This is a genomic window from Kitasatospora sp. MAP12-44, from assembly GCF_029892095.1.
Lineage (GTDB): Bacteria > Actinomycetota > Actinomycetes > Streptomycetales > Streptomycetaceae > Kitasatospora.
This window is the reverse complement of the sequence record NZ_JARZAE010000004.1, coordinates 5,632,242-5,656,824: the sequence shown is the minus strand read 5'-3', so window position 1 is coordinate 5,656,824 and position 24,583 is coordinate 5,632,242. Positions and strand designations below refer to the sequence as shown.

At 70.4% G+C, this 24,583-nt stretch carries 20 protein-coding genes and 5 tRNA genes; 9 read left to right on the top strand and 16 right to left on the bottom strand.

Annotated features, from left to right (window positions below):
• Positions 1-88 precede the first annotated feature (88 nt).
• The 3 genes from P3T34_RS26115 to leuC all read right to left on the bottom strand — a co-directional run bounded on the left by P3T34_RS26115 (position 89) and on the right by leuC (position 2,608).
• The gene (locus P3T34_RS26115; protein WP_280672396.1) at positions 89-277 is read right to left on the bottom strand and encodes a hypothetical protein; all 189 of its coding nucleotides are present in this window, start codon (positions 275-277) and stop codon (positions 89-91) included.
• A gap of 306 nt (positions 278-583) precedes the next feature.
• Positions 584-1,180, bottom strand: a complete 597-nt coding sequence (gene leuD, locus P3T34_RS26110; protein ID WP_280668476.1) for a 3-isopropylmalate dehydratase small subunit — start codon at positions 1,178-1,180, stop codon at positions 584-586.
• Between the two features lie 6 nt (positions 1,181-1,186).
• Positions 1,187-2,608 carry a 3-isopropylmalate dehydratase large subunit gene (gene leuC, locus P3T34_RS26105; RefSeq protein WP_280668475.1) on the bottom strand — a complete coding sequence of 474 codons (1,422 nt, stop codon included), beginning with the start codon at positions 2,606-2,608 and terminating at the stop codon, positions 1,187-1,189.
• Positions 2,609-2,853: 245 nt separating this feature from the next.
• Here leuC and ndgR point away from each other — a divergent pair, with 245 nt between their 5' ends.
• Entirely contained in the window at positions 2,854-3,567 is a 714-nt protein-coding gene (ndgR, locus tag P3T34_RS26100) for an IclR family transcriptional regulator NdgR (RefSeq protein WP_266320902.1), read from the top strand.
• A gap of 114 nt (positions 3,568-3,681) precedes the next feature.
• Here the strand turns inward: ndgR and P3T34_RS26095 are convergent.
• From P3T34_RS26095 to P3T34_RS26060, 8 genes are all read right to left on the bottom strand, one after another.
• A tRNA-Gln gene (locus P3T34_RS26095) sits at positions 3,682-3,756 on the bottom strand.
• 48 nt (positions 3,757-3,804) lie between these two features.
• Positions 3,805-3,877 (bottom strand) — tRNA-Glu (locus tag P3T34_RS26090).
• Between the two features lie 66 nt (positions 3,878-3,943).
• Positions 3,944-4,019: transfer RNA gene (locus P3T34_RS26085), tRNA-Glu, on the bottom strand.
• A 27-nt stretch (positions 4,020-4,046) separates the two neighbouring features.
• Positions 4,047-4,119 (bottom strand) — tRNA-Glu (locus P3T34_RS26080).
• 22 nt (positions 4,120-4,141) lie between these two features.
• Positions 4,142-4,213, bottom strand: a tRNA-Gln gene (locus P3T34_RS26075).
• A 205-nt stretch (positions 4,214-4,418) separates the two neighbouring features.
• Positions 4,419-5,924, bottom strand: coding sequence for a glutamate--tRNA ligase (gene gltX, locus P3T34_RS26070; protein WP_280668474.1), 1,506 nt, complete (start codon positions 5,922-5,924; stop codon positions 4,419-4,421).
• Positions 5,917-6,717, bottom strand: a complete 801-nt coding sequence (locus P3T34_RS26065) for a fumarylacetoacetate hydrolase family protein (RefSeq protein WP_280668473.1) — start codon at positions 6,715-6,717, stop codon at positions 5,917-5,919. The genes gltX and P3T34_RS26065 overlap by 8 nt, the downstream gene beginning before the upstream one ends.
• Positions 6,718-6,835: 118 nt before the next feature.
• Positions 6,836-7,054: a hypothetical protein gene (locus P3T34_RS26060; protein ID WP_280668472.1), complete on the bottom strand. Its 219-nt coding sequence runs from the start codon at positions 7,052-7,054 to the stop codon at positions 6,836-6,838.
• Between the two features lie 582 nt (positions 7,055-7,636).
• Here P3T34_RS26060 and P3T34_RS26055 point away from each other — a divergent pair.
• The 8 genes from P3T34_RS26055 to P3T34_RS26020 all read left to right on the top strand — a co-directional run bounded on the left by P3T34_RS26055 (position 7,637) and on the right by P3T34_RS26020 (position 18,902).
• Positions 7,637-11,713: a nitrate- and nitrite sensing domain-containing protein gene (locus P3T34_RS26055; RefSeq protein WP_280668471.1), complete on the top strand. Its 4,077-nt coding sequence runs from the start codon at positions 7,637-7,639 to the stop codon at positions 11,711-11,713.
• 10 nt (positions 11,714-11,723) lie between these two features.
• On the top strand, positions 11,724-12,137 hold the full coding sequence (locus tag P3T34_RS26050) for a roadblock/LC7 domain-containing protein (RefSeq protein WP_280672394.1): 414 nt from the start codon (positions 11,724-11,726) through the stop codon (positions 12,135-12,137).
• Between the two features lie 102 nt (positions 12,138-12,239).
• On the top strand, positions 12,240-12,665 hold the full coding sequence (locus P3T34_RS26045) for a DUF742 domain-containing protein (protein WP_280668470.1): 426 nt from the start codon (positions 12,240-12,242) through the stop codon (positions 12,663-12,665).
• Complete coding sequence (locus P3T34_RS26040) at positions 12,646-13,230, top strand: ATP/GTP-binding protein (protein ID WP_035797808.1); 585 nt, start codon at positions 12,646-12,648, stop codon at positions 13,228-13,230. Before P3T34_RS26045 ends, P3T34_RS26040 begins: the two co-directional genes overlap by 20 nt.
• Positions 13,231-13,568: 338 nt before the next feature.
• Positions 13,569-17,084, top strand: a complete 3,516-nt coding sequence (locus P3T34_RS26035; RefSeq protein WP_280668469.1) for a nitrate- and nitrite sensing domain-containing protein — start codon at positions 13,569-13,571, stop codon at positions 17,082-17,084.
• A gap of 10 nt (positions 17,085-17,094) precedes the next feature.
• A complete protein-coding gene (locus P3T34_RS26030) occupies positions 17,095-17,508 on the top strand; it encodes a roadblock/LC7 domain-containing protein (RefSeq protein WP_035797811.1) in 414 nt (137 codons plus the stop codon).
• Between the two features lie 244 nt (positions 17,509-17,752).
• Positions 17,753-18,337: a DUF742 domain-containing protein gene (locus P3T34_RS26025; RefSeq protein ID WP_280668468.1), complete on the top strand. Its 585-nt coding sequence runs from the start codon at positions 17,753-17,755 to the stop codon at positions 18,335-18,337.
• Positions 18,318-18,902 (top strand): ATP/GTP-binding protein, encoded by a 585-nt coding sequence (locus P3T34_RS26020; protein WP_035797808.1) that lies wholly within the window; start codon positions 18,318-18,320, stop codon positions 18,900-18,902. The genes P3T34_RS26025 and P3T34_RS26020 overlap by 20 nt, the downstream gene beginning before the upstream one ends.
• Positions 18,903-18,997: 95 nt before the next feature.
• On the opposite strand, the gene cimA is transcribed toward P3T34_RS26020, so the two are convergent.
• From cimA to P3T34_RS25995, 5 genes are all read right to left on the bottom strand, one after another.
• Positions 18,998-20,608, bottom strand: a complete 1,611-nt coding sequence (gene cimA, locus P3T34_RS26015) for a citramalate synthase (protein ID WP_280668467.1) — start codon at positions 20,606-20,608, stop codon at positions 18,998-19,000.
• 359 nt (positions 20,609-20,967) lie between these two features.
• Positions 20,968-21,534, bottom strand: coding sequence for a Uma2 family endonuclease (locus P3T34_RS26010; protein ID WP_280668466.1), 567 nt, complete (start codon positions 21,532-21,534; stop codon positions 20,968-20,970).
• A gap of 96 nt (positions 21,535-21,630) precedes the next feature.
• The gene (locus P3T34_RS26005; protein ID WP_280668465.1) at positions 21,631-22,743 is read right to left on the bottom strand and encodes a branched-chain amino acid aminotransferase; all 1,113 of its coding nucleotides are present in this window, start codon (positions 22,741-22,743) and stop codon (positions 21,631-21,633) included.
• A gap of 141 nt (positions 22,744-22,884) precedes the next feature.
• Positions 22,885-23,922, bottom strand: coding sequence for a 3-isopropylmalate dehydrogenase (locus P3T34_RS26000; protein ID WP_280668464.1), 1,038 nt, complete (start codon positions 23,920-23,922; stop codon positions 22,885-22,887).
• Between the two features lie 62 nt (positions 23,923-23,984).
• Positions 23,985-24,554, bottom strand: a complete 570-nt coding sequence (locus P3T34_RS25995; RefSeq protein ID WP_280668463.1) for a Uma2 family endonuclease — start codon at positions 24,552-24,554, stop codon at positions 23,985-23,987.
• Positions 24,555-24,583 lie beyond the last annotated feature (29 nt).

The window sequence follows — 24,583 nt, the reverse complement described above, 5'->3', positions numbered from 1 at the left end:
TTCGCACGTTAGGCATCTATTTGCGGACTTTCAATTACCAAACGCGCGAATCACCCTAGTGTCGCAATGGATTTGCGCGTCTGCGACCTCAGTGGACGGGCGGACGCCCCTCGTCGAGGTCCTGCACAAAGCGACTCAACCGCCGCGCCGCCTCCGGGAGATCGCGCTTGGCGAGCTCGGTGACGATCAACAGTTGACGGGTGAGAGCGGTCTTTGCGTCAGCAGACGCATGCAGCGAGTACACGCGGGCATGAGCCTGCTTCAACCGCTCTGCCACTAGCGCGTAGAGCGCTGCGACTTCCGGGTCGTCCGGTCCCTCATCAGGTGAGGTGTCGACGTCCGGCCGATCGTCAATTCGACTCCCGGCCTCCGGGGTCACGAACTCCGATGACGCGGGATCGCTACCCGCGTACGGAGGTTCATGGTGCCGGTGCATGCTCTGATTGTGCCATCCGTCCGGACTTGCGACGCGCCGGGGTTTATCCGACGCCAACCCGAGGCCCATCCGGGACCCCTCAACACGGATGGCCCGCCCCCCCGACGGGGAGACGGGCCATCCGGCACGGCGTCAGAAAGCGAGTGCTCAGAGCACCGGCAGCGTACGCGGCTTGAAGGTGGGACGGGTCTGTTCGAAGGCCGTGATGTCATCAGCGTTCTGGAGCGTGATGCTGATGTCGTCCAGGCCGTTGAGCAACCGCCAACGGACGTTCTCATCCAGCTCGAAGGAAGCCGCAATACCCTCGGCGCGCACCTCGCGGGACTCCAGGTCGACGGTCACCTCCGCGGTCGGATCGGCCTCGGTCAGCGCCCAGATCCGCTCCACCGTCTCCTGCGGCAGAACCACCGTGAGCAGGCCGTTCTTCAGCGAGTTACCCCGGAAGATGTCAGCGAAACGCGAGGAGATGACCGCCTGGAAACCGTAGTTCTGCAACGCCCAGACGGCATGCTCGCGGGAGGAGCCGGTACCGAACTCGGGACCCGCGACCAGCACCGTGGCGCCGCTTCGCTCGGGCTGGTTGAGGATGAACTCCGGGTCCTTGCGCCAGGCCTCGAACAGCCCGCCCTCGAATCCGGAACGGGTCACCTTCTTCAACCAGTGGGCCGGGATGATCTGGTCGGTGTCGACATTGCTGCGGCGCAGCGGAACGGCCCGGCCGGTGTGGGTGGTGAACTTCTCCATGACGCGTCAGACCTCCACAGCGACGTTGGACGACAGATCGACGGGAGCGGCCAGACGGCCCAGCACCGCGGTGGCCGCGGCGACCTGAGGCGAGACCAGGTGGGTGCGGCCGCCCTTGCCCTGGCGTCCCTCGAAGTTGCGGTTCGAGGTGGACGCGCAGCGCTCGCCGGGGGCGAGTTGGTCGGGGTTCATGCCCAGGCACATCGAGCAACCCGCGTGCCGCCATTCGGCGCCGGCCGCGGTGAACACCTTGTCCAGGCCCTCCTCGACGGCCTGCAGCGCCACCCGGACCGAACCGGGCACCACCAGCATCCGGACGCCGTCAGCGACCTTGCGGCCGTCCAGGACGGCCGCGGCGGCCCGCAGGTCCTCGATCCGGCCGTTGGTGCAGGAGCCGACGAAGACCGCGTCGACCGTGACCTCGCGCAGCGGCGTACCGGCCTGCAGGCCCATGTACTTCAGCGCGTTCTCGGCGGCGACCCGCTCCGACGGGTCCGCGAAGGAGGCCGGGTCCGGCACGCTGGCGCCCAGCGGGGCGCCCTGGCCCGGGTTGGTGCCCCAGGTGACGAACGGGGTCAGCTCGGTCGCGTCGATGACGACCTCGGCGTCGAAGACCGCGTCGTCGTCGCTGACCAGGGTCTCCCAGTACGCCACCGCGGCGTCCCAGTCGGCGCCCTGGGGGGCGTGCGGGCGGCCCTGCAGGTAGTCGAAGGTCGTCTGGTCCGGGGCGATCATGCCGGCCCGGGCGCCCGCCTCGATGGACATGTTGCAGATGGTCATCCGGGCCTCCATGGACAGGCCACGGATCGCCGAACCGCGGTACTCCAGAACGTAGCCCTGGCCGCCGCCGGTACCGATCCTGGTGATGATCGCCAGGATCAGGTCCTTGGCGGTGACGCCGTCGGGCAGCTCGCCCTCGACGGTGATCGCCATGGTCCTGAACGGGGCCAGCGGCAGCGTCTGGGTGGCCAGCACATGCTCGACCTGGCTGGTGCCGATGCCGAACGCCAGTGCGCCGAAAGCACCGTGGGTCGAGGTGTGGGAGTCGCCGCAGACCACGGTGGTGCCGGGCTGGGTCAGTCCCAGCTGGGGGCCCACCACGTGGACGACGCCCTGCTCGACGTCGCCCAGCGAGTGGATGCGGACGCCGAATTCGGCCGCGTTGCGGCGCAGCGTCTCCAACTGCACCTTGGAGACCGGGTCCGCGATGGGCTTGTCGATGTCGAGGGTAGGAGTGTTGTGGTCCTCGGTGGCGATCGTCAGATCGGTCCGGCGAACCGTGCGCCCGGCCAGCCGGAGGCCGTCGAAGGCCTGCGGGCTGGTCACCTCGTGCAGCAGGTGCAGATCGATGTAGAGCAGGTCGGGCTCGCCCTCGGCGCGCCGGACGACGTGATCGTCCCAGACCTTCTCTGCGAGTGTCCGTCCCATCGCATTCCCTCCAGCCGGCCGCTCTGCCGGCCTTCTCGTGTAGTCGAGATCACTTCCCGCGGCACCCTGCGTGGGGCAGGCCGCGGGCGACCCGCACACCGGATCGATAGCCTCGCGCGGGCCGCGGGACGGGTGTCATCGCGCGGCCTGTTGCGGGGGTGTCTCCCGGGCTGCTTCATCCAGAGTGGCGCTTTTCCTCGAAGATTGAGCTTGCGTCTCGCGGATTGAGACTGCAGTATCGGGGTATGGACAACTCTAGCGGCGTCGGCGTTCTCGACAAGGCCGCTCTGGTGCTCAGCGCACTGGAGTCGGGCCCCGCCACGTTGGCGGGGCTGGTCGCCGCCACCGGACTGGCGCGGCCCACCGCCCACCGTCTCGCCGTCGCACTCGAACACCACCGCCTGGTCACCAGGGACATGCAGGGCCGTTTCATCCTCGGCCCCCGACTCTCCGAACTCTCCGCCGCGGCGGGCGAGGACCGGCTGCTCGCCACCGCGGGCCCGGTCCTGACCCACCTGCGAGACGTCACCGGCGAGAGCGCACAGCTCTACCGCCGGCAGGGCGAGATGCGGATCTGCGTCGCCGCCGCCGAGCGGCTCTCCGGCCTGCGGGACACCGTCCCGGTCGGCAGCACCCTGCCGATGAAGGCCGGCTCGGCCGCCCAGGTCCTGCTGGCCTGGGAGGAGCCCGAACGGCTCCACCGCGGCCTCCAGGGCGCCCGCTTCACCGCCACCGCGCTGAGCGGCGTCCGACGGCGCGGCTGGGCCCAGTCGATCGGCGAGCGGGAGCCGGGCGTCGCGTCCGTCTCCGCGCCCGTCCGCGGCCCCTCCAACCGCGTGGTGGCCGCCGTCTCGGTCTCCGGCCCCATCGAGCGGCTGACCCGCCACCCGGGCCGCATGCACGCCCAGGCCATCATCGAAGCCGCCAACCGCCTCACCGAGGCGCTGCGGCGCAGCTGAACCGACGCAGGAAACACATCGGGCCCGCCCCTTTTCCAGGGGCGGGCCCGATGTGTTGCGTCCGCAGTGCGGCGGAAAAACAAAAAACCCCCGGATGAACCGGGGGGACTTCACTGGCTGGGGTACCAGGACTCGAACCTAGACTAAATGAACCAGAATCACTCGTGCTGCCAATTACACCATACCCCAACAAAAGCACTCGGCCGATGGGACAGAGCCCACCGGCCTACCTGCTCGTACCCCCGACCGGATTCGAACCGGCGCTACTGCCGTGAGAGGGCAGCGTGCTAGGCCGCTACACAACGGGGGCAAACCTGGTGATCCAGCTTCGTCGCCTCCGGGGGTAAAGCGTCCGGATGGTGACTGATGAAGGATCTGGTACCCCCGACCGGATTCGAACCGGCGCTACTGCCGTGAGAGGGCAGCGTGCTAGGCCGCTACACAACGGGGGCTTGAACCATATGCAATTGAGAACTGCGTACCCCCGACCGGATTCGAACCGGCGCTACTGCCGTGAGAGGGCAGCGTGCTAGGCCGCTACACAACGGGGGCTTGCCATACCACTGTTACTGCGCTGGGGTACCAGGACTCGAACCTAGACTAAATGAACCAGAATCACTCGTGCTGCCAATTACACCATACCCCATCAAAACACAACCCCCTGCGGGGCCTTGCTTGATGCTTGCGCCGTTCTGTCGATCTTGGAGAAGCTTCTGGTCCTTCTCCCCTGCCCTTCCGGGCGGCGCAGAAAGAACATTACCCGACGCCCTGCCCTGCTCCAAAATCGATAACCGCAGGCAGGCCGCCGGCCTGGTCACGACAGGTACGCCGCGACCAGGCCGGACACCGGATCAGGCGGCGCCGAGCACGTCCAGGGCCAGCTCCAGACGGCGCAACGTCTCGTCGCGGCCGAGCAGTTCCATCGACTCGAAGAGCGGCGGGGAGATCCGTCGGCCCGTGACGGCCACCCGCAGCGGTGTGAAGGCGAACTTCGGCTTGATGCCGAGCCCGTCCACCAGCGCCTCGCGCAGCGCGGCCTGGATCGGCTCCGGCGTGAAGTCCGCCAGCTCGCGCAGCGCCTTGATGCTGGCCTCCAGGACCGGCTTGGCGTCCTGGGTGAGCGCCTTGGCCGCGTCGTCCGGGTCGACCGCGAAGGCGGCCGGGTCGACGAAGAGGAAGCCCGCCATGTCGACGATCTCGCTCAGCACCACCATCCGCTCCTGGGTCAGCGGCGCGGCCTTGGTGAGCAGCTCCAGCTGCTCGGCGGTCGGCTCGGCCGGCAGCAGGCCAGGGGCCTGGAGGTACGGGATCAGCCGGCGGACGAACTCCTCGGGCGCCAGCTCGCGCAGGTGGCGGGCGTTGATCGCCTCGCACTTCTTCAGGTCGAAGCGCGCCGGGTTGGCGTTCACCTTCGAGATGTCGAAGGCGGCGACCAGCTCGTCCATGGTGAAGTGGTCGTTGTCCTCGGAGAGCGACCAGCCCAGCAGCGCAAGGTAGTTGAGCAGGCCCTCGGGCAGGAAGCCGCGCTCGCGGTAGAGGTTGAGGCTGGCCTGCGGGTCGCGCTTGGAGAGCTTCTTGTTGCCCTCGCCCATCACATACGGCAGGTGGCCGAAGCGCGGGGTGGCGCCGCTGCCCACGCCGATCTCGGCCAGCGCGGCGTAGAGCGCGATCTGCCGGGGCGTCGAGGAGAGCAGGTCCTCGCCGCGCAGCACGTGGGTGATGCCCATCAGGGCGTCGTCCACCGGGTTGACCAGGGTGTAGAGCGGGGCGCCGTTGGCCCGGACGATGCCGTAGTCCGGCACGTCCTTGGGCTCGAAGCTGAGCGTGCCGCGGACCAGGTCGTCGAAGACGATGGTCGAGTCGGGCATCTTGAAGCGCAGGATCGGCTCGCGCCCCTCGGCCCGGTAGGCGGCCTTCTGCTCCTCGGTCAGCGTGCGGCACTGGCCGTCGTAGCCGGAGGGGCGGCCGGCCGCGCGGGCGGCGTCGCGCCGGGCGTCCAGCTCCTCGGTGCTGCAGAAGCACTCATAGGCGTGGCCGGCCTCGTGCAGGCGGCGGGCGACGTCGGCGTAGATGTCCATCCGCTGCGACTGCCGGTAGGGCGCATGCGGGCCTCCGACCTCGGGGCCCTCGTCCCAGTCGAAGCCGAGCCAGCGCATCGCGCCGAGCAGCTGGTGGTACGACTCCTCGGAGTCGCGGGCCGCGTCGGTGTCCTCGATCCGGAAGACCAGCTTGCCGCCGTGGTGGCGGGCGAAGGCCCAGTTGAAGAGGGCGGTGCGGACCAGGCCCACGTGCGGGTTGCCGGTCGGGGAGGGACAGAAGCGGACCCGGACAGTGGGGTCCAGCTCAGTGTTAGCCACGCTTGATCACCTTATTGGCGAGAGTGCCGATGCCTTCGATGGAGACGGCGACCTCGTCGCCGACGTTGAGCGGTCCGACACCCGCCGGGGTGCCGGTGAGGATGACGTCGCCCGGGAGCAGCGTCATCGCCTCCGAGATGTGCACGATCAGCTCGGCGATGTCGCGGATCATCAGCGACGTGCGGCCGGCCTGGCGGAGTTCGCCGTTCACCGTGCAGGTGATGGCCAGGTCGGAGGGGTCGAGCTCGGTCTCGATCCACGGTCCGAGCGGGCAGGAGGTGTCGAAGCCCTTGGCCCGCGCCCACTGGCCCTCGCGCTGCTGCACGTCGCGGGCGGTCACGTCGTTGGCGCAGGTGTAGCCGAAGATCACCTCGGGCACCCGGGCCAGCGGGACCTCGCGGCACATCCGGCCGATCACCACGGCCAGTTCCGCCTCGTGCTGGACGTCCGAGGAGAACGGCGGGTAGGCGATGGACTCGGTGGGGCCGATCACCGCCGTGGAAGGCTTGAAGAACGTCAGCGGGACGTCCGGCACGTCGTGGCCCAGTTCGGCGGCGTGCGCCGCGTAGTTGCGGCCGACCGCGACGATCTTGTTGGGCAGCATCGGGGTCAGCAGCCGGATGTCCTGCATCCGGTAGCTCTCACCGCTCAACTGGGGCGGCCCGAACGGGTGGCCGGTCAGCGCGTGCACCACCAGCGACTCCGGTTGCGAGCTGTCGCCCTCGACCACGCCGAAGGAGACGCTGCCGGCGGCAGGGCTCCCTTCCCGGACAGAAAACCTGGCAATACGCACGGCTGGGCAACCTCTCGGTGCTGTGGAGAACTCAGCCCCAGGCTATCGCCAGGCAACGCCGGAGGGCGCCGCCATTCCTGCTGGCGGCGCCCTCCGGCGGATGTTTGTCAGCCTGGCGTCAGGCCCGCTGCCCCGGGACCGTCATCAGGATGGTGCGGCGCGGGTTGGCCGTGCTGGTCGGCAGCTCGGTGGCGTACTCGACCGGCTCCTGCGAGGCGCGCGCGCCGGGCAGCTTGCTGAAGTCCTCCACCGAGGCCAGGGTCGTCCGGCGCGGGTTCGCCGTGGGACGGGAGCCGAGCGTCGACTTGGGAGCCGACTTGGGCGACTTCTGGGACATCGCTTCACACCTCAGGTTGGGGCCGCCCCAGTCTGGGGCGAACTGCGGAACTACACCGAGCCAGGGTAGAGATCTCTTTCCACAGTCACCGTGACCAAAGCTACACATTAGGCTGTGATTTTGCTCACAAATCGGCGAACAAGGCCCGCATACTGGATATTTCACCCAAGAAGGAAATTCCGACAATCGTGCAGTTTCCGGCATATCGGGAACCCGGCGAGGCGGCGAGTCTCGGGCATCCGAGCACCAACTGTCCCAAATGGCCGCTATACCCCGGTTTGGACGCACCGTCCGTGAGGCCCCGCGCGCACTCGGTAGCTCCCGACCGCGGCCACCCCGCCCCTTGTTGGAGTTCCCCCGCTGTGCTGGAATGCCACGAACCGCCGGAGGTGAACCCTCCTTGGCACTGCGACCGCTGCGAACCGCGATCCATCGACCGCACGCCGGACACCCGCAGTGCGGAGGACCTACCCACGGCGGCTCGAATGCATTCCCGGATCAGCCGGGATGCGGATATCGAAACTCGACACCGCCCGTCCTCGGCAACGCGGAGGGGCGCCCGGTCCAGAGGTTGCGACGCCAGTGCAGGGACGTTTCAAGAGGGGTAGCGGCGCCGCAGGCCACCCGGAGTCGCGCGAGCCCCTATCCAGCCCCGACCAGCAGTCGCCGGACGCCTTGCCGGGCGACCAGCTGACCGGCGGGGCCCCCGAAGCCGAGCACGACTCCGACGACGGCACTGCGGACGGCCGGCTCAGCCGTGCCAAGCTCCGCGGTTCGCTCAACCGCCGCCGCGCCACCGGTGTGGGCCGGATACGGCTGCGCAACTGGCGTATCCGGACCCGGCTGATCGCGCTGCTGCTGCTCCCCGTGATGGTCGCCCTGGTGCTGGGAGGCCTGCGCATCCAGGCCTCGGTGCAGAACTCCAGCCAGCTGGCCCAGATGGCCAACCTGAGCGACCTGGCAGCCCGCGCCACCGCCCTGGCCGACGCGTTGGAGACCGAGCGCGACATCAGCGCCGGCCCGATGACCGCCAACGGCAAGACCGACCCCGAGGTCGACGCGGCGCGCACGCAGACCGACAACCTCAACAAGGCCTACAACGCCCGTGCCGACTCCTTCGACGGCATGGACCTCTCGGGCGGCAACTCGCTGCTGATGCAGGTCCGCAAGGACATGAACCTGCTGGCGCAGATCCGCAGCAGCGCCTACTCGCAGCCCGACAACATCGAGTCGACGGTCACCAGCTACGACACGATCATCAAGGACCTGCTGTCCATCAGCCAGGACATCGCCCTCACCTCGGCCAACGCCGACCTGGTCAAGTCCACCCGCGCGCTCCAGCAGTTCTCCCTGGAGAAGGAGAGCAGCTCGATGCAGCGGGCGCTGATCAGCGCCGCGCTCGCCCACCCGGGCGGGGCCAACATGAGCCTCTCGGACCAGAGCTTCGGCGTCCGCCTGCAGACCGCGTACCAGAACTCGGTCACCAACTTCAACGACATCTACGGCAACACCGCGGCCCAGAAGCTGCGCACCCGGCTGAGCTACAACCAGGACATCGCCGCCGCCAACCGCTACGCCACCCAGGTGCTGCAGGCCAACGGCATCCAGTCCGCCGAGCCGCGCACCTACCGCGACTGGTACGAGCAGTCCAGCACGCTGATCGACAACGAGCGGGCGATCGAGAACCAGCTCCTCGAGGACCTCAAGGGCAAGGCCCAGTCGCTGCAGTCGGCCGCCGACACCCAGACCATCCTCAACGGCGGGCTGATCGCCCTGGTGCTGCTGGTCGCGGTGGGCGGCGCGGCACTTGTGGCCCGCTCGATGGTGCGCTCGCTGACCAAGCTGCAGACCGCCGCCGAGGACGTCGCCGAGCGGCGACTGCCCGAGCTGGTCAAGACGCTCTCCGAGAGCGACCCGCACGACGTGGACGTCACGGTCGCGCCGGTCGGTGTCGACTCGGCCGACGAGATCGGCCATGTGGCGCACGCCTTCGACATGGTGCACCGCGAGGCCGTCCGACTGGCCGCCGAGCAGGCGCTGCTGCGAGGCAACATCAACGCGATGTTCACCAACCTCTCGCGCCGCAGCCAGGGCCTGATCCAGCGCCAGCTCTCGCTGATCTCCGAGCTGGAGAGCCGCGAGGCCGACCCCGACCAGCTCGCCAGCCTGTTCAAGCTCGACCACCTCGCGACCCGCATGCGCCGCAACGGCGAGAACCTCCTCGTCCTGGCGGGCGAGGACCCGGGCCGCCGCTGGACCCGCCCGGTCCCGCTGGTGGACGTGCTGCGCGCGGCCGCCTCCGAGGTGGAGCAGTACGAGCGCATCGAACTCGCCGCCGTCCCCTCGGCGGAGGTCGCCGGCCGGGTCGTCAACGACCTCGTCCACCTGCTCGCCGAGCTGCTGGAGAACGCCACCTCCTTCTCCAGCCCGCAGACCCGCGTCCGGGTCACCGGCCACGCGCTGCCCGACGGCCGGGTGCTGGTCGAGATCCACGACACCGGCATCGGCCTCAGCCCCGACGACCTCGCCGACATCAACGAGCGACTCGCCAGCCCGCCGACCGTGGACGTCTCGGTCTCGCGCCGGATGGGCCTCTTCGTGGTCGGCCGGCTGTCGCTGCGGCACGGCATCCGGATCCAGCTGCGCCCGAGCGACTCCGGCGGCACCACCGCGCTGGTCATGCTCCCGATCGACGTCACCAACTCCGCCGACCGCCGCGGGGCGCGCCCCAGCGGCGGCCCGGCGGCCGGCAAGCCGCAGCGCGGAGCCGGTCCGGTCCCGCGTCAGCAGCGGCCGCTCGCGCCCGGTGCCGGCGGCGACCTGCCCGGCGGGCGTCCCGCGCCCGCGCTCGGGCAGGGACCCGGCGGGGCCGGCCAGCAGGGCGGACGCCCGCAGCTCGGCCAGGGTCCGCAGGGTCCGCAGGGTCCGCAGGGACCCGGCGCACCCGGTCAGGGCATGCCGCCGCAGGGTGCTCCCAGCGCTCCTGGTGCTCCCGGCGCTCCCGGCGCTCCGGCTCAGGGTTCGCCGGCCGCCGGCCTGCCGACCCGCGCGGTCGGCCAGTCGCTGCGCGAGGCGCCAGCCGGCCAGCCGCCCCGCCGCGGGGCCGAGCGCCCCGGTGCGCCGCCCGTCGGGGCCGGTCTGCCGCGCCGCGGTCCGCAGGAGCAGGGCCAGCGCCCCGCCCCGCAGGGCCAGCGTCCGGGCCAGGGCCCGGGTCAGCCGCAGGGACCGGGCCAGGAGCGCCCGCGTCCGGACGCCCGCGGCGAGCAGCCGCAGCACGGCCGGCCCGAGCAGGACGGCCGTCCGCAGGGCCCTGGTGCCCAGCAGGGAGCCCGGTCCGAGGGTCTGCCGCAGCGCCAGCAGCGCGGTCCGCAGGAGCAGGGCCGGCGCCCCGCCCCGCAGGGCCAGCGTCCGGGCCAGGGCCCCGGCCAGCCGCAGGGTCCCGGCCAGCCGCAGGGACCGGGTCAGCCGCAGGGCCAGGGCCGTCCGCAGGGCCGTCCCGGCCAGGGCGCTCCGATGCCCCGTCCGCAGCAGGCTCAGGCTCCCACCCAGGGACCGGACACGCTGCAGCAGCCGGCCGTCGGCCAGGGTGCCCCGCAGGCCGCGCCCCAGGCGGCCCCGCCGGTCGCCCCGGTGGAGAGCACCATGCAGTTCGCCCGGCCGCGCTTCGAGGCCAGCGAGATCGACCCGCGCGACCCGCTGGGCCTCGGCCTGGTGGAGCCGGTGCTGCCGAGCGTGGCCGGCCCGGCCGCCCGGCCGCAGGCTCCGCAGCCGCAGCAGCAGGGCCCCGGCCCGTACCAGGGCGGCCAGCAGCAGCCCGGTGGCCAGCAGGGCATGCAGCAGGCGCCCCAGCAGTACGCGCCCCAGCCGCAGGCACCGCAGCAGCAGGCGGGCCAGCAGCAGGCACCGCAGCGGCAGCAGCAGGCAGTTCAGCAGCAGAGCCAGCCGATGGCACTGCCGCCGCGCCAGCAGGCCGAGCGCGGCCCGGCCCAGGGCAACGGTCCGCTGGACGACTTCCGCAACGGCGGCGCCAACCGGATGGCCTCGGTGCAGGTCAACGCACCGCAGCCGGACGGCATGCAGCAGCAGGGTCAGCAGCGGGGCTACCAGCCGCAGCGGCCCGGCACCAGCGCCCCCGGGTTCACCCCCGAGCAGGCGCAGGAGCAGGCCCGCCGGCAGCAGGCCCAGCAGCACGCACCGCGGCCGCAGGGCCAGCAGCCCGGTCAGCCCGGCGACCCCGGCCAGCCGGACGCCCCGTGGCGTCCGTCGGCCAACGACGAGCGCTGGCGCCGCGCCGAGCAGATGCGCGAGCCCACCTCCGACGGGGTCACCATGTCGGGCTTGCCCCGGCGCACCCCGCAGGCCAACCTGGTCTCCGGCGCGGCCGAGGCCGCTCCGCTGACGGGTCCGCAGGTCTCGCGCGCACCCGAGGAGGTCCGGGGCCGGCTCACCAACCTGCGCCGCGGCATCCAGCAGGGTCGCCGGGCCGGCGCCGAGGCGACGCAGGGAATCCCGCTCCCCACCCAGCAGTTCGACGGTTCCGGGACCCCCAACAGTGCGTTCGGCGACCGAGGCGACTACCGTGCCCAGTCACCGGACGGTGGCTTCGGCAACGGCGGCCCCGGCGGTAACGGCTTCGGCACAGACAACCAGGAGCGTTGAGTTGAGTCAGATGAGTCAGGCAGCCAGCAACCTGAACTGGCTGATCACCAATTTCGTGGACAACACCCCTGGGGTGTCGCACACGGTGGTGGTCTCCGCCGACGGTCTCCTGCTCGCCATGTCCGAAGGCTTCCCCCGCGACCGCGCCGACCAGCTCGCCGCCGTCGCCTCCGGCCTCACCTCCCTCACCTCCGGGGCCTCCCGGATCTTCGAGGGCGGCGACGTCAACCAGACCGTCGTCGAAATGGAACGGGGCTTCCTCTTCCTGATGGCGGTGTCCGACGGCTCCTCCCTCGCCGTCCTCGCCTCCCCCGACTCCGACATCGGCCTGGTCGGCTACGAGATGGCCCTCCTCGTCGACCGCGCCGGAGCCGTCCTCACCCCCGCCCTGCGCGCCGAACTCCAAGGCAGCCTCCTGCACTGACAGGGACCAGCATCACCCGCCGGGCCTGATCCCGTGCCAGGCCCGGCGCAGACCTACCCCCAGAGCTGACGCAGCCTCAGCCGCAGTGCTAGGAGGACCTAGATGACCCCGCCCCCGACACCGGCCGGTTCCTACGGCAATGGGTACGGCTCCGGCTACGGCGACCAGGACAACGGCGGCTACGAGCAGCAGCCGCTGGTCCGCCCGTACGCGATGACCGGTGGCCGCACCCGCCCGCGCTACCAGCTCGCCATCGAGGCGCTGATCTCGACCACGGCGAACGCGGAGCGGTCCGGCGGCCTGCTGCCCGAGCACCAGCGGATCGTCCAGCTGTGCCGCGAGGTCAAGTCGGTCGCCGAGATCTCGGCGCTGGCCGGGGTGCCGCTGGGGGTGGCACGGATCCTCGTCGCCGACCTGGCCGAAGCCGGCCTGGTCGCCATCCACCAGCCCGCCGCCGCCGGCGAGTCGGGCGGAACGCCGGACGTCACGCTGCTCGAAAGGGTCCTCAGTGGACTTCGCAAGCTCTAGCCCCGCGGCCGCCACGCGTGCCACCACCTCCGCGAAGATCGTCGTGGCAGGCGGCTTCGGCGTCGGCAAAACCACCCTCGTCGGCGCCGTCTCCGAGATCAACCCCCTGCGCACCGAAGCCGTCATGACCAGCGCCAGCGCCGGCATCGACGACCTCACCCACACCGCAGGCAAAACGACCACCACGGTCGCCATGGACTTCGGCCGCATCACCCTCGACGAAGACCTCATCCTCTACCTCTTCGGCACCCCCGGCCAAGACCGCTTCTGGTTCATGTGGGACGACCTCGTCCGCGGCGCCATCGGCGCCGTCGTCCTCGTCGACACCCGCCGCCTCGCCGACTGCTTCCCCGCCCTCGACTACTTCGAGAACAGCGGACTCCCCTTCGTCGTCGCCCTCAACGGCTTCGACGGCCACCAACCCCACACCAGCGACGAAGTCCGCGAAGCACTCCAACTCGGACCCGACACCCCCATCGTCACCCTCGACGCCCGCCGACGAGACAGCGCCAAAAGCGCCCTCATCACCCTCGTCGAGCATGCTCTGCTCGCCCGCCTCCGCTAGCCCGGCAGACACGCACGTGGGGGCTCCGGACTCCGGAGTCCCCCGCTGTGTATCGCATAACGGTTCGGTAGGCATTTCGGACGTTTTCGTCACACTTCGTAGTCGTCCTGATTCGCTCGGCTCAAAGCGCCCGTCAGTTTGGATGCTCCTGTACGGGAATGTCCGAATTGCGCCTCAACGGCCGACGGACCAGGGCTGTTTGTCCCGTATCCCTGCACGTGCTGAAATTCCAGCTACCCCGAAGTCCAGCTCAGGCAGTTCCACCCAGCGGCGCGCTGCGCCAGGGGAAGCCGCTGGATTGATCCATGGCCGCCAGTCGGCCGAGAGGTTGTTGTCGAGTGAGGCGTAAGCAGCCAGTCACCCCGCAGCGGCGCTCCGAGCCCCGCGAGACCGACGGTAACGGCCAGGGCAGTGCCGGATTCTCCGCCTTCACGGCGAGCTCCGAGCGCCCCACGCCCGGAATCACCGGAGCACGCAAGAGCTCGGGCCCCGATGCCCCGCAGGGCTCCGGCGACCGGCCAACGGCCGAGAGTCGCTACGAGTTCCTGGCCTTCCGCAACTGGCGTGTGCCGACGCGGCTGATCGCCATTCTGCTGATCCCGGTCATCATCGGCCTGGTCTTCGGTGGTCTGCGCGTCAACACCTCGTTCGACAGCTACACCAAGGCCACGCACTCGGAGAAGGCCGCCGAGCTCGCGCGGGCCGCCACCGAGCTGGCGGACGCGCTGGAGACCGAGCGCGACCTCTCGGCCATCCCGCTCATGACCGGTCAGGACCCGCAGGGCCTGGTGGCCAAGTACCGCGCCGCCACCGACAAGGCGCTGACCGTGTACAAGAACGCCTACGCCGCGATCGCCCCCGACGGCGACACCGACCTGGCCGGCCGTGACACCGCCTTCGAAGGCGCCCTCACCAACCTGGCGCACCTGCGCGCCAACGCTTACAAGCCCGAGCTGTTCGCCACCGCCACCGCGGCGGCGTACGAGGCGCTGATCGACCCGCTGCTGTCCTTCGACAACTCGGTCGGTAACGGCTCCGCGGCCGGCGTCAGCCGTGGCCGCAGCATCTACGCGATCTCGCTGGCCAAGGCCTCCGCCTCCAACCAGCGCGCCCTGATGCTGACCCTGCTGGTCGGTGTCAGCACCCAGCAGGTCACCCGCTGGGAGAACGGCGAGATGATCCAGCAGCTGCTGGTCTCCGCGAAGCTGGAGCAGGTGGCCACCACCCAGTTCCAGGACGGCACCAACCCGCAGGACGCCAAGACCTACGCGGACGCTCAGGTCGCCCAGGCCGCCCTCGACGCGCACTCCCCGGTGAAGATGCCGGACGGCACCACCACGCCGACCATGGAAGGGCTGATGAACATCGGCCTGGCCTACACCCAGGCGGCCTCCGCCGGTCTGAGCAACGGCGCCGCCGCGGCCGCCCAGGCCTCCGCCGCCGCCCTGGCCGACGGCCTGACCCCGACGAACTGGCTGTACGCCACCGACAGCCACATCAACCCGCTGCGGGCCACCGAGGCCAAGCTGCTCGACAGCGTGGTGGCGGACGCGGTCGCCGACAAGGACAACGCCCAGCGCGACGCCATCGTCAACTCGGCGATCGTGATCATCTCCCTGGCGCTGGCCGGTCTGCTCACCGGGTTCATCGCCCGCTCGATGATCCTCGGCATGCGCACCCTGAACACCGCCGCGCTGGAGATCGCCAACCACCGCCTGCCCGACCTGGTCGAGAAGCTCTCCAAGACCGACCCGGACCGGGTGGACACCAACGTCGAGAAGATCCCGCTCTGGGGCAAGGACGAGATCGGCGAGGTCGCCCGCGCGTTCGACCAGGTCCACAGCCAGGCCGTCTCGCTGGCCGCCGAACAGGCGCTGCTGCGAGGCAACCTGAACGCGATCTTCTCCAACCTCTCGCGCCGCAGCCAGAGCCTGATCCAGCGCCAGCTGGCGCTGATCACCGACCTGGAGAACAACGAGGCCGACCCGGACCAGCTGGAGAACCTCTTCAAGCTGGACCACCTCGCGACCCGTATGCGCCGCAACGGTGAGAACCTCCTGGTCCTCGCGGGCGAGGAGCCCGGCCGTCGCTGGAACACCCCCGTGCCGCTGGTCGACGTGCTGCGTGCCGCCGCCTCCGAGGTGGAGCAGTACGAGCGCATCGAGCTATCCGGCATCCCGGAGACCGAGGTCATCGGCGCGGCCGTGACCGACCTCGTCCACCTGCTCGCCGAGCTGCTGGAGAACGCCACCTCGTTCTCCAGCCCGCAGACCCGGGTCACGGTCACCGCGACCGGCCTGCCGGACGGCCGGGTGCTGGTGGAGATCCACGACAAGGGCATCGGCCTCACCGCCGAGGACTTCGCCGAGATCAACGAGAAGCTGGCCGAGCCGCCGACCGTCGACGCCGCGATCTCCCGCCGGATGGGCCTGTTCGTGGTCGGCCGGCTGTCCGACCGCCACGACATCCGGGTCCAGCTGCGCCCCTCGGGCGAGTCGGCCGGCACCACCTCGCTGGTCATGCTCCCGGCGCCGCTCACCAAGATGCGGGCGATGGCGCAGCCGGAGGAGGAGTTCACGGTCTCCCGGATCTTCGGCGAGCAGGACCAGCCGCAGGCCGGTTGGCAGCACGAGGAGTTCGGCGCGCCGCGCAGTGCGGCCGAGCTCGGCTTCGACGACAACCTCGCCGTCACCGGCAGCGACCGCGGCTTCAGCCCGGCGCTCGACTCGATGCAGCGCTCGAACCGGCTCGACCAGCGCCGTCGCACGGCGCTGGAGCCCGGCCAGAGCGAGCTGCCCGAGCAGGGCGGCGAGCCGGACTTCGTGGAAGCGGAGTTCGTCGAGACCGAGGTCGAGGCCGACGCGTACGGCGACCCGCAGCACGGCCAGCAGCCGTACGGCGGCGAGCAGTACAGCGAGCAGGGCTACCAGCAGCAGGGCTACGAGGGCGGCTACTACGCCGAGCAGCAGCCCTACGGCGGCGAGCCGTACGCCGAGCAGGGCTACCAGCAGCAGGGCTACCAGGGCGGCTACTACGCCGACCAGCAGCCCTACGGCGGCGAGCAGCAGGGCTACCAGCAGAACTACGCCGGCCCGTTCGGCGAGGGACGCCAGGACCAGTACGCGGACCAGGCCTACGGCAACAACCCGTTCGCGCCCGCCCCGCAGCACCAGCCGGACCGGTTCGACGGCTTCCAGCCGTCCTCCCCGCAGACCCGCGGTCGCCAGCCGGAGGTGGCCGCCGGCCACCCGTACCAGCAGGAGACCCCGGCGCTGCCCGCCGCCGACAACGGCGCCGGCCTGCCGCAGCGCCGGCCCGGCCAGCAGCTCAGCGCCGGCGGTGCCATCGGCGGCCGGGCGATCGGCGGACCGGACAGCGGCGAGCAGCCCAACTGGTTCACCGGCGCCAAGGACGCCGCCTCCTCGGCGGCCGAACCGGTAATCCGCGGACACCAGGTGTCCGGGCTCGGCGGCTCCGGCCCGACCGGCCCGAGCAGCTGGCAGTCCAGCAACGACGAGGACTGGCAGCGCGCCGAGCAGACGCGCGAGCCGGCCGCCGGCGGGGTGACGCCCTCCGGGCTGCCGCGCCGGGTCCCCAAGCAGAACCTGGTGGCCGGCAACGCCAAGTCGGCTTCCCAGGACGGCCCCCAGGTCTCCCGCAACCCGGAAGAGGTCCGGGGCCGGCTCACCAACCTGCGCCGCGGCGTCGAACAGGGCCGTAACGCGGGCGGCGACTTGGGCGCCACCGGGAGCTTCCGGATCGATCCCCAGCACCAGCAGGGGAACAGGTCCGGGCAGGGTCAGCAGAACAGCAGCACCGATCTCTTCGGCGGCTCGAATCACCAGGAGCGTTGAGTTGAGTCAGATGAGCCAGGCCGCACAGAACCTGAACTGGCTGATCACCAATTTCGTGGACAACACCCCTGGGGTGTCGCACACGGTGGTGGTCTCCGCCGACGGTCTCCTGCTCGCCATGTCCGAAGGCTTCCCCCGCGACCGCGCCGACCAGCTCGCCGCCGTCGCCTCCGGCCTCACCTCCCTCACCTCCGGGGCCTCCCGGATCTTCGAGGGCGGCGACGTCAACCAGACCGTCGTCGAAATGGAACGGGGCTTCCTCTTCCTGATGGCGGTGTCCGACGGCTCCTCCCTCGCCGTCCTCGCCTCCCCCGACTCCGACATCGGCCTGGTCGGCTACGAGATGGCCCTCCTCGTCGACCGCGCCGGAGCCGTCCTCACCCCCGCCCTGCGCGCCGAACTCCAAGGCAGCCTGCTGCACTGACGGAGCGTCTGACGACGTCGAATGGCCTTGGATGGCACCCCGGTGACGGTGCGTCATCCACCTCGTAGTAGTTGTAGTACACACGCAGTACGCAGAGCAGTACCCGACCGCCCTTTCCGGGTCCGCCTTCGGCGGGCTCGGAAATCGGGCGTTGTACGGCCCCTCGCACCACCAGCTTCGGCTCAACCTGAGGCTGCGCCAGCACCCTTGCACCGCAACGCCGCACCTTGTGAGGAGAGGAACCGTGACACCGCCCGACGACCACATAGGCCAGTACGGTGTTCCGTACCCTGGCACCGGCCATGACGCCTTCGGATCGCCCGGCGCCGGCCACGGTCAGAGTTACGGCCAGCCCCACCAGGGCCAGCCCCAGCAGCCTCAGCAGCCCGGCCAGCCGCAGTACGGCCGGCCGGACCAGCAGTACGGGCAGCCCGTTCCGCAGCGGCCGCAGCCGGCCGTCCACGACGATCTGGAGGAGCAGGACAGCGGACCGCTGATCCGCCCCTTCGCGATGACCGGTGGCCGCACCCGCCCGCGCTACGAACTGGCACTGGAGGCCCTGGTCTCCGCCAGCGTCGAGCCCGCGCGGCTGGCCACCCTGCTGCCCGAGCACCAGCGCATCTGCATGCTCTGCGCCACCGAGGTGAAGTCGGTGGCCGAGGTGTCGGCGCTGCTCAGCCTTCCCCTGGGGGTGGCGCGCATTCTCGTTGCCGACCTGGCCGAAGCCGGCCTGGTCGCCATCCACCAGCCCGCCGCCGGGGGCGAATCCGGCAACCAGCCCGACGTCACGCTGCTCGAAAGGGTCCTCAGTGGACTTCGCAAGCTCTAGCCCCGCGGCCGCCACGCGTGCCACCACCTCCGCGAAGATCGTCGTGGCAGGCGGCTTCGGCGTCGGCAAAACCACCCTCGTCGGCGCCGTCTCCGAGATCAACCCCCTGCGCACCGAAGCCGTCATGACCAGCGCCAGCGCCGGCATCGACGACCTCACCCACACCGCAGGCAAAACGACCACCACGGTCGCCATGGACTTCGGCCGCATCACCCTCGACGAAGACCTCATCCTCTACCTCTTCGGCACCCCCGGCCAAGACCGCTTCTGGTTCATGTGGGACGACCTCGTCCGCGGCGCCATCGGCGCCGTCGTCCTCGTCGACACCCGCCGCCTCGCCGACTGCTTCCCCGCCCTCGACTACTTCGAGAACAGCGGACTCCCCTTCGTCGTCGCCCTCAACGGCTTCGACGGCCACCAACCCCACACCAGCGACGAAGTCCGCGAAGCACTCCAACTCGGACCCGACACCCCCATCGTCACCCTCGACGCCCGCCGACGAGACAGCGCCAAAAGCGCCCTCATCACCCTCGTCGAACACGCCCTCCTCGCCCGCCTCCGATGAGGAGGGGCCCGCTCCTCGCCCGCCTCCGCTAAAGCTGCGACGTGGGGGCTCCGGGCCGGCCTCTCCCAAGGCCGACCCGGAGCCCCCACGAACCGTCACTCCTGCGGTTCCAGGCCCGACTTGATCAACCCGTAGGTGTACGCGTCGTCCAACGCGAGCCAGGAGGCGGCGACCACGTTGTCGGCCACGCCGACGGTCGACCAGCTGCCGACGCCGTCGGTGCTCTCGATCAGCACCCGGGTCTTGGACCCGGTGCCGTGCTGGCCCTCCAGGATCCGGACCTTGTAGTCCACCAACTCCAGCTTCGCCAGCTGCGGGTAGATCTTCTCCAGCGCGGCGCGCAGCGCCTTGTCGAGCGCGTCCACCGGCCCGTTGCCCTCGCCGGTGGCGATCTTGCGCTCGCCCTTGGCCCACAGCTTCACGGTGGCCTCGTTGGCCTCCTTCCCATCCGGCTGCTGCTCGCTGATGGTCCGCCAGGACTCCAGCGTGAAGAACCGCCGGCGCCGGCCCTGCGCCTCGTCGCGCAGCAGCAGTTCGAACGAGGCGTCGGCGGCCTCGTAGGTGTAGCCGAGGTTCTCCTGCTGCTTCACCCGGGCGACCACCCGGCCCACCAGGTCGCGGTCCGCGGAGAGGTCGTAGCCGAGCTCCTTGCCCTTGAGCTCGATCGAGGCCCGGCCGGCCATGTCCGAGACCAGCATCCGCATGGTGTTGCCGACCCGCTCGGGGTCGATGTGCTGGTAGAGGTCCGGGTCGACCTTGATCGCGGAGGCGTGCAGGCCGGCCTTGTGCGCGAAGGCCGAGACCCCCACGTACGGCTGGTGGGTGGAGGGGGTCAGATTGACCACCTCGGCGATGGCGTGCGAGATCCGGGTCATCTCGGCCAGCCGGCCGGCCGGCAGCACCCGGCGGTCGTACTTGATCTCCAGCGCGCCGACCACCGGGAACAGGTTGGCGTTGCCGACCCGCTCGCCGTAGCCGTTGGCGGTGCACTGCACGTGGGTGGCGCCGGCGTCCACCGCGGCCAGCGTGTTGGCGACCGCGCAGCCGGTGTCGTCCTGGGCGTGGATGCCGATCCGGGCGCCGGTGCGGGCGATCACCTCGGCGACGATCTCGTGGACGCCGGCGGGCAGCATCCCGCCGTTGGTGTCGCAGAGCACCACCACGTCGGCGCCGGCCTGGTGGGCGGCCAGGACCACCGCGAGGGCGTACTCCTGGTTCGCCCGGTAGCCGTCGAAGAAGTGCTCGCAGTCGATGAAGACCCGGCGGCCCTGCGCGCGGAGGTGGGCCACGCTGTCCCGGACCATCTCCAGGTTCTCCTCCAGCGTGGTGCGCAGCGCCAGTTCGACATGGCGGTCGTGCGACTTGGCGACCAGGGTGATCACCGGAGCGCCGGAGGCCACCAGCGCGGCGAGTTGGGGATCGGTGGCGGCGCTGCCGCCCGCCCGGCGGGTCGCGCCGAAGGCCACCAGCTGGGCGGTCTTCAACTCCAACTCGGCGGCGGCGCGGGCGAAGAACTCGGTGTCCCGGGGGTTGGCGCCGGGCCAGCCGCCCTCGATGAAGCCGACCCCGAAGTCGTCCAGGTGGCGGGCGATGGTCAGCTTGTCGGCCACCGTGAGGTTGATGCCCTCGCGCTGCGCGCCGTCGCGCAGGGTGGTGTCGAAGACGTGGAAGCTGTCGTCGGGGTGACTCGTGCTGCCGTCGGTCATGGCCCTGGATTCTCCGTTCGGGAGTACTGCTCTTGCCGGATGCCCGGCTCCACTGTCCACCATTCCCGCGCGCCACCCGGCATCCGGCACCGCCTCGTGGGCGGAGCCGCAGGACCGGATCCTGCCCGGTCGGCGGGGATGGGCACGACCGGGGGAAAACAAAAGACCCCTCGCGGGTGCGAGAGGTCTGCGCGCGGGTCTGAGACACGGTGGTCACTCCGCGGGGGGGTTTGCTGCGGAGCGGTCACTGCGGACCGGCGCGCCTGCTGCTAATAATGAGCGCGAGCGAGGACACACTCGGAGTCTGGCACATCGTCCCGGGGAACGGTCGGCGCATCTCGCGATGCGGGACGGTCGGGTCAGTGCAGCCGGTCGGTCTGCAGGGCGAAGCCGAACGGGGCGGGGAGGTCGAGCGGCTCGCCGACGGGGACCCAGGTCGTGCTGTGGTAGTCGCCATCCACCGGATCGCTGTGCAGGAAAACCCGGTTCTGCTGGCGGTCCACCAGGAGATAGAGCGGGATATCAGCGGCGGCGTAGCCCTTGCGCTTCCCCTCGCGGTCTTTCTCGGGGCGGGATGAGGTGACCTCGACCACCATGATCACGCCGTCGGACTTCATCCACGACGGCTTCCCGTCGAAGACGCCGTCCTGTCCGAACGTCCCATCGGGAATGAACCGCCCGCCCGGAACGATCAGCCCCTTGTTCGCCGCAAAGTCCACATCCACGACGCGATTCCAGTAGACCTGCTTGACGATTCGGCCGATCGCCGCCTCGTGGTCACCGTCCGGCGGTGGGGTCACGATGATCTCCCCCTCGATGAGTTCGGCCTTGAAGCCCTCAGGCGTCTCCAACGCCAGGAAGGCATCCAGAAGGCCGCCCTCGTCAGCGCCCGCGATCTCCGAGTAGTCGTGCGTCAATGCGGTCACAGCCCCTCCTCCCGGTTCACCGAGTTCAACGAGCGAGTCATATCGAGGTTACCCAGCCGGGCGTCCCGCGGGGGCGGGACGCCCGGGGGTGGCGGATCAGACGATCGGGTGCATCCAGCCGTGCGGGTCGGCCGCGTGGCCGCCCTGGAGGTCGAGCAGGGCCTTGCGGAACTTGAGGGTGATCGGGCCGGGCTCGCCGGTGCCCACGGTCCAGTCCGCGCCCTCGGACTTGACCGAGCCGACCGGGGTGATCACGGCGGCGGTGCCACAGGCGAAGACCTCGGTGAGGGTGCCGTCGGCGTTGCCCTGCTTCCACTCGTCGGTGGAGATCCGGCGCTCCTCGGTCTGGTGGCCGAGGTCCTTGGCGATGGTGAGCAGCGAGGCGCGGGTGATGCCCGGGAGCAGCGCGCCGGAGAGCGCGGGGGTGACGATGCGGGCGTCGTCGCCCTCCCCGTACACGAAGTACAGGTTCATCCCGCCCATCTCCTCGACCCACTTGTGCTCGGCCGCGTCCAGCCAGACCACCTGGTCGCAGCCCTTCGCGGCGGCCTGGGCCTGGGCGACCAGCGAGGCGGCGTAGTTGCCGGCGCACTTGGCCGCGCCGGTGCCGCCGGGGGCGGCGCGCACGTAGTCCTCGGAGAGCCAGACCGAGACCGGCTTGACCCCGCCGGAGAAGTAGGCGCCGGCCGGGGAGGCGATGATCATGAAGAGGAACTCGTTGGCCGGGCGCACGCCCAGGCCGACCTCGGTGGCGAACATGAACGGCCGCAGGTAGAGGCTCTGCTCGGGCTCGCTGGGCACCCAGTCGCGCTCCTGCTGGACCAGCAGCTCGACGGCCTTGACGAAGGTCTCGGTCGGCAGCTCCGGCATGGCCAACCGGCGGGCGGAGCTCTGGAAGCGCTCGGCGTTCGCCTCGGGGCGGAAGGTCGCGATGGAACCGTCGGGCTGGCGGTACGCCTTGAGGCCCTCGAAGATCGACTGCCCGTAGTGCAGCGTCATGTTCGCCGGGTCCATCTCCAGCGGCGCGTAGGGGGTCAGCTGGGCGTCGTGCCAGCCGCGGCCCTCGGTCCAGCGGATGGTGACCATATGGTCGGTGAAGATCCGACCGAAGCCGGGGTTCGCCAGCCGGGCTGCGCGTTCGGCCGCGGGCAGCGGGTGCGCGGAGGGCTTGAGCTCGAACGTGATTGGCGCCTGGTTGGGCGTGGTCATGTCTTCAGTCCTTCACCGTGGGGTTGGTCAGGGCCCTGACCGCCACCCGGTTTCAGGTGTAGAAGCGCATGACGGCACGGCCCACTGTTGATAGTCGCATCTCAAGGGCCGTGCCGAACAGCTGTTGGAGCTCCGGCCCTCTCAGCCGGATACTCGGGCGGCGAGCGCGTCGCCGACCTGCGAGGTGGTGCGGGTGCCGGTGCGCTCGGCGAGGTCGGCCGCGACAGCCGCCTCGACGGCCGCCGCCTCGGTGGTGAAGCCGAGGTGGTCGAGCAGCATCGCGACGGAGAGCACGGTCGCGGTCGGGTCGGCCTTGCCCTGGCCGGCGATGTCGGGGGCCGAGCCGTGCACCGGCTCGAACATCGACGGGAACGCGCCCGACGGATTGATGTTGCCGCTCGCCGCCAGGCCGATGCCACCGGTGACGGCGGCGGCCAGGTCGGTGAGGATGTCGCCGAACAGGTTGTCGGTGACGATCACGTCGAACCGCTCGGGCTGCGTGACGAAGAAGATCGTCGCCGCGTCCACGTGCAGGTAGTCGGTGCTGACCTCGGGGAACTCCTGGCCGACCTGCTGGAAGATCCGGGTCCACAGGTGGCCGGCGTGCACCAGCACGTTGTTCTTGTGGACCAGGGTGAGCTTCTTGCGCGGGCGGGCGGCGGCGCGGCGGTAGGCGTCGCGGACGACCCGCTCGATGCCGAAGGCCGTGTTGAGGCTGACCTCGGTGGCCACCTCGTGCTCGGTCCCGGTGCGCAGCGAGCCGCCGTTGCCGACGTACGGGCCCTCGGTGCCCTCGCGGACCACCACGAAGTCGATGGCCGGGCTGCCGGCCAGCGGGGAGGCCACGCCGGGGAAGAGCTTGCCCGGGCGCAGGTTGATGTGGTGGTCGAAGGCGAACCGCAGCTTCAGCAGCAGCCCGCGCTCCAGCACTCCGGACGGCACGGACGGGTCGCCGATCGCGCCGAGCAGGATCGCGTCCTGGGTCTTGAGCTCGGCCAGCACGCTGTCCGGGAGGGTCTCGCCGGTCGCGTGGTAGCGCCGGGCGCCGAGGTCGTACTCGGTCGTCTCGACCTTGACATCGGCGGGAAGGGCCGCGGCAAGGACCTTGAGGCCCTCGGCCACCACTTCCTGGCCGATGCCGTCACCGGGGATCACTGCAAGACGAAGGCTGCGAGACATGGCCGGAACCCTACTCCGCGTCCCAGAGACTGACACCTCATGTCCATGATGCGGACGGGTGATCAGCTCAGGTCGAGCGAGACCTCGACGGGGAACGGGTGAGCGGCTTTGAGGGCGCCCCGGTGGACGCCGGTCGGCGCGTAGACCTTCGTGGCCGGATCGACCTCGTAGGTGTAGATCACGGGCTTGCCCTCGTCGTTCTCGACCCGCCAGTAGTACTGGATACCCGCAGCCGCGTACTTGCGGGGCTTGACCTCCCGGTCGCGCTCGACGGAGTCGGGAGAGACCACCTCGACGGCCAGCAGGACGTCCTCGGGAGCGACCGAGGTCTGCGTCAGGCCCGCGAGCGCCGACTGCCGGACCACCATCAGATCGGGCTCGGGACGATTGCGCTTGCCCAGGACGATGGTGATCTCCCGAAGCACGTCCCACCCGGCCGGGACGGCCGCGAGCAGACCGAATTCCAGCAGACGCATCATGCGCATGTGAAAAATCATCTGCGGACTCACGAAAACCAGACTCCCGTCGATCAGCTCCGTGTGCGGAGGCAGATTCGGGAGCCGGTCCAGGTCCTCGGCCGTCCAGCCGCCCACCGGGGGCTGAGGCCACTCTGGCTGCGGTGCGACGCTCATGATTACTCCCACGAGGAGATTCTGGCGAT

Excerpts from the sequence above, each read along its gene's own strand:
- leuD (WP_280668476.1), bottom strand. The coding sequence starts at position 1,180 with ATGGAGAAGTTCACCACCCACACCGGCCGGGCCGTTCCGCTGCGCCGC.
- P3T34_RS26060 (WP_280668472.1), bottom strand. The coding sequence starts at position 7,054 with ATGTCCCAGAAGTCGCCCAAGTCGGCTCCCAAGTCGACGCTCGGCTCC.
- P3T34_RS25995 (WP_280668463.1), bottom strand. The coding sequence starts at position 24,554 with ATGAGCGTCGCACCGCAGCCAGAGTGGCCTCAGCCCCCGGTGGGCGGC.
- P3T34_RS26005 (WP_280668465.1), bottom strand. The coding sequence starts at position 22,743 with ATGACCACGCCCAACCAGGCGCCAATCACGTTCGAGCTCAAGCCCTCC.
- P3T34_RS26050 (WP_280672394.1), top strand. The coding sequence starts at position 11,724 with ATGAGTCAGGCAGCCAGCAACCTGAACTGGCTGATCACCAATTTCGTG.
- P3T34_RS26030 (WP_035797811.1), top strand. The coding sequence starts at position 17,095 with ATGAGCCAGGCCGCACAGAACCTGAACTGGCTGATCACCAATTTCGTG.
- P3T34_RS26000 (WP_280668464.1), bottom strand. The coding sequence starts at position 23,922 with ATGTCTCGCAGCCTTCGTCTTGCAGTGATCCCCGGTGACGGCATCGGC.
- cimA (WP_280668467.1), bottom strand. The coding sequence starts at position 20,608 with ATGACCGACGGCAGCACGAGTCACCCCGACGACAGCTTCCACGTCTTC.
- leuC (WP_280668475.1), bottom strand. The coding sequence starts at position 2,608 with ATGGGACGGACACTCGCAGAGAAGGTCTGGGACGATCACGTCGTCCGG.
- ndgR (WP_266320902.1), top strand. The coding sequence starts at position 2,854 with ATGGACAACTCTAGCGGCGTCGGCGTTCTCGACAAGGCCGCTCTGGTG.
- P3T34_RS26045 (WP_280668470.1), top strand. The coding sequence starts at position 12,240 with ATGACCCCGCCCCCGACACCGGCCGGTTCCTACGGCAATGGGTACGGC.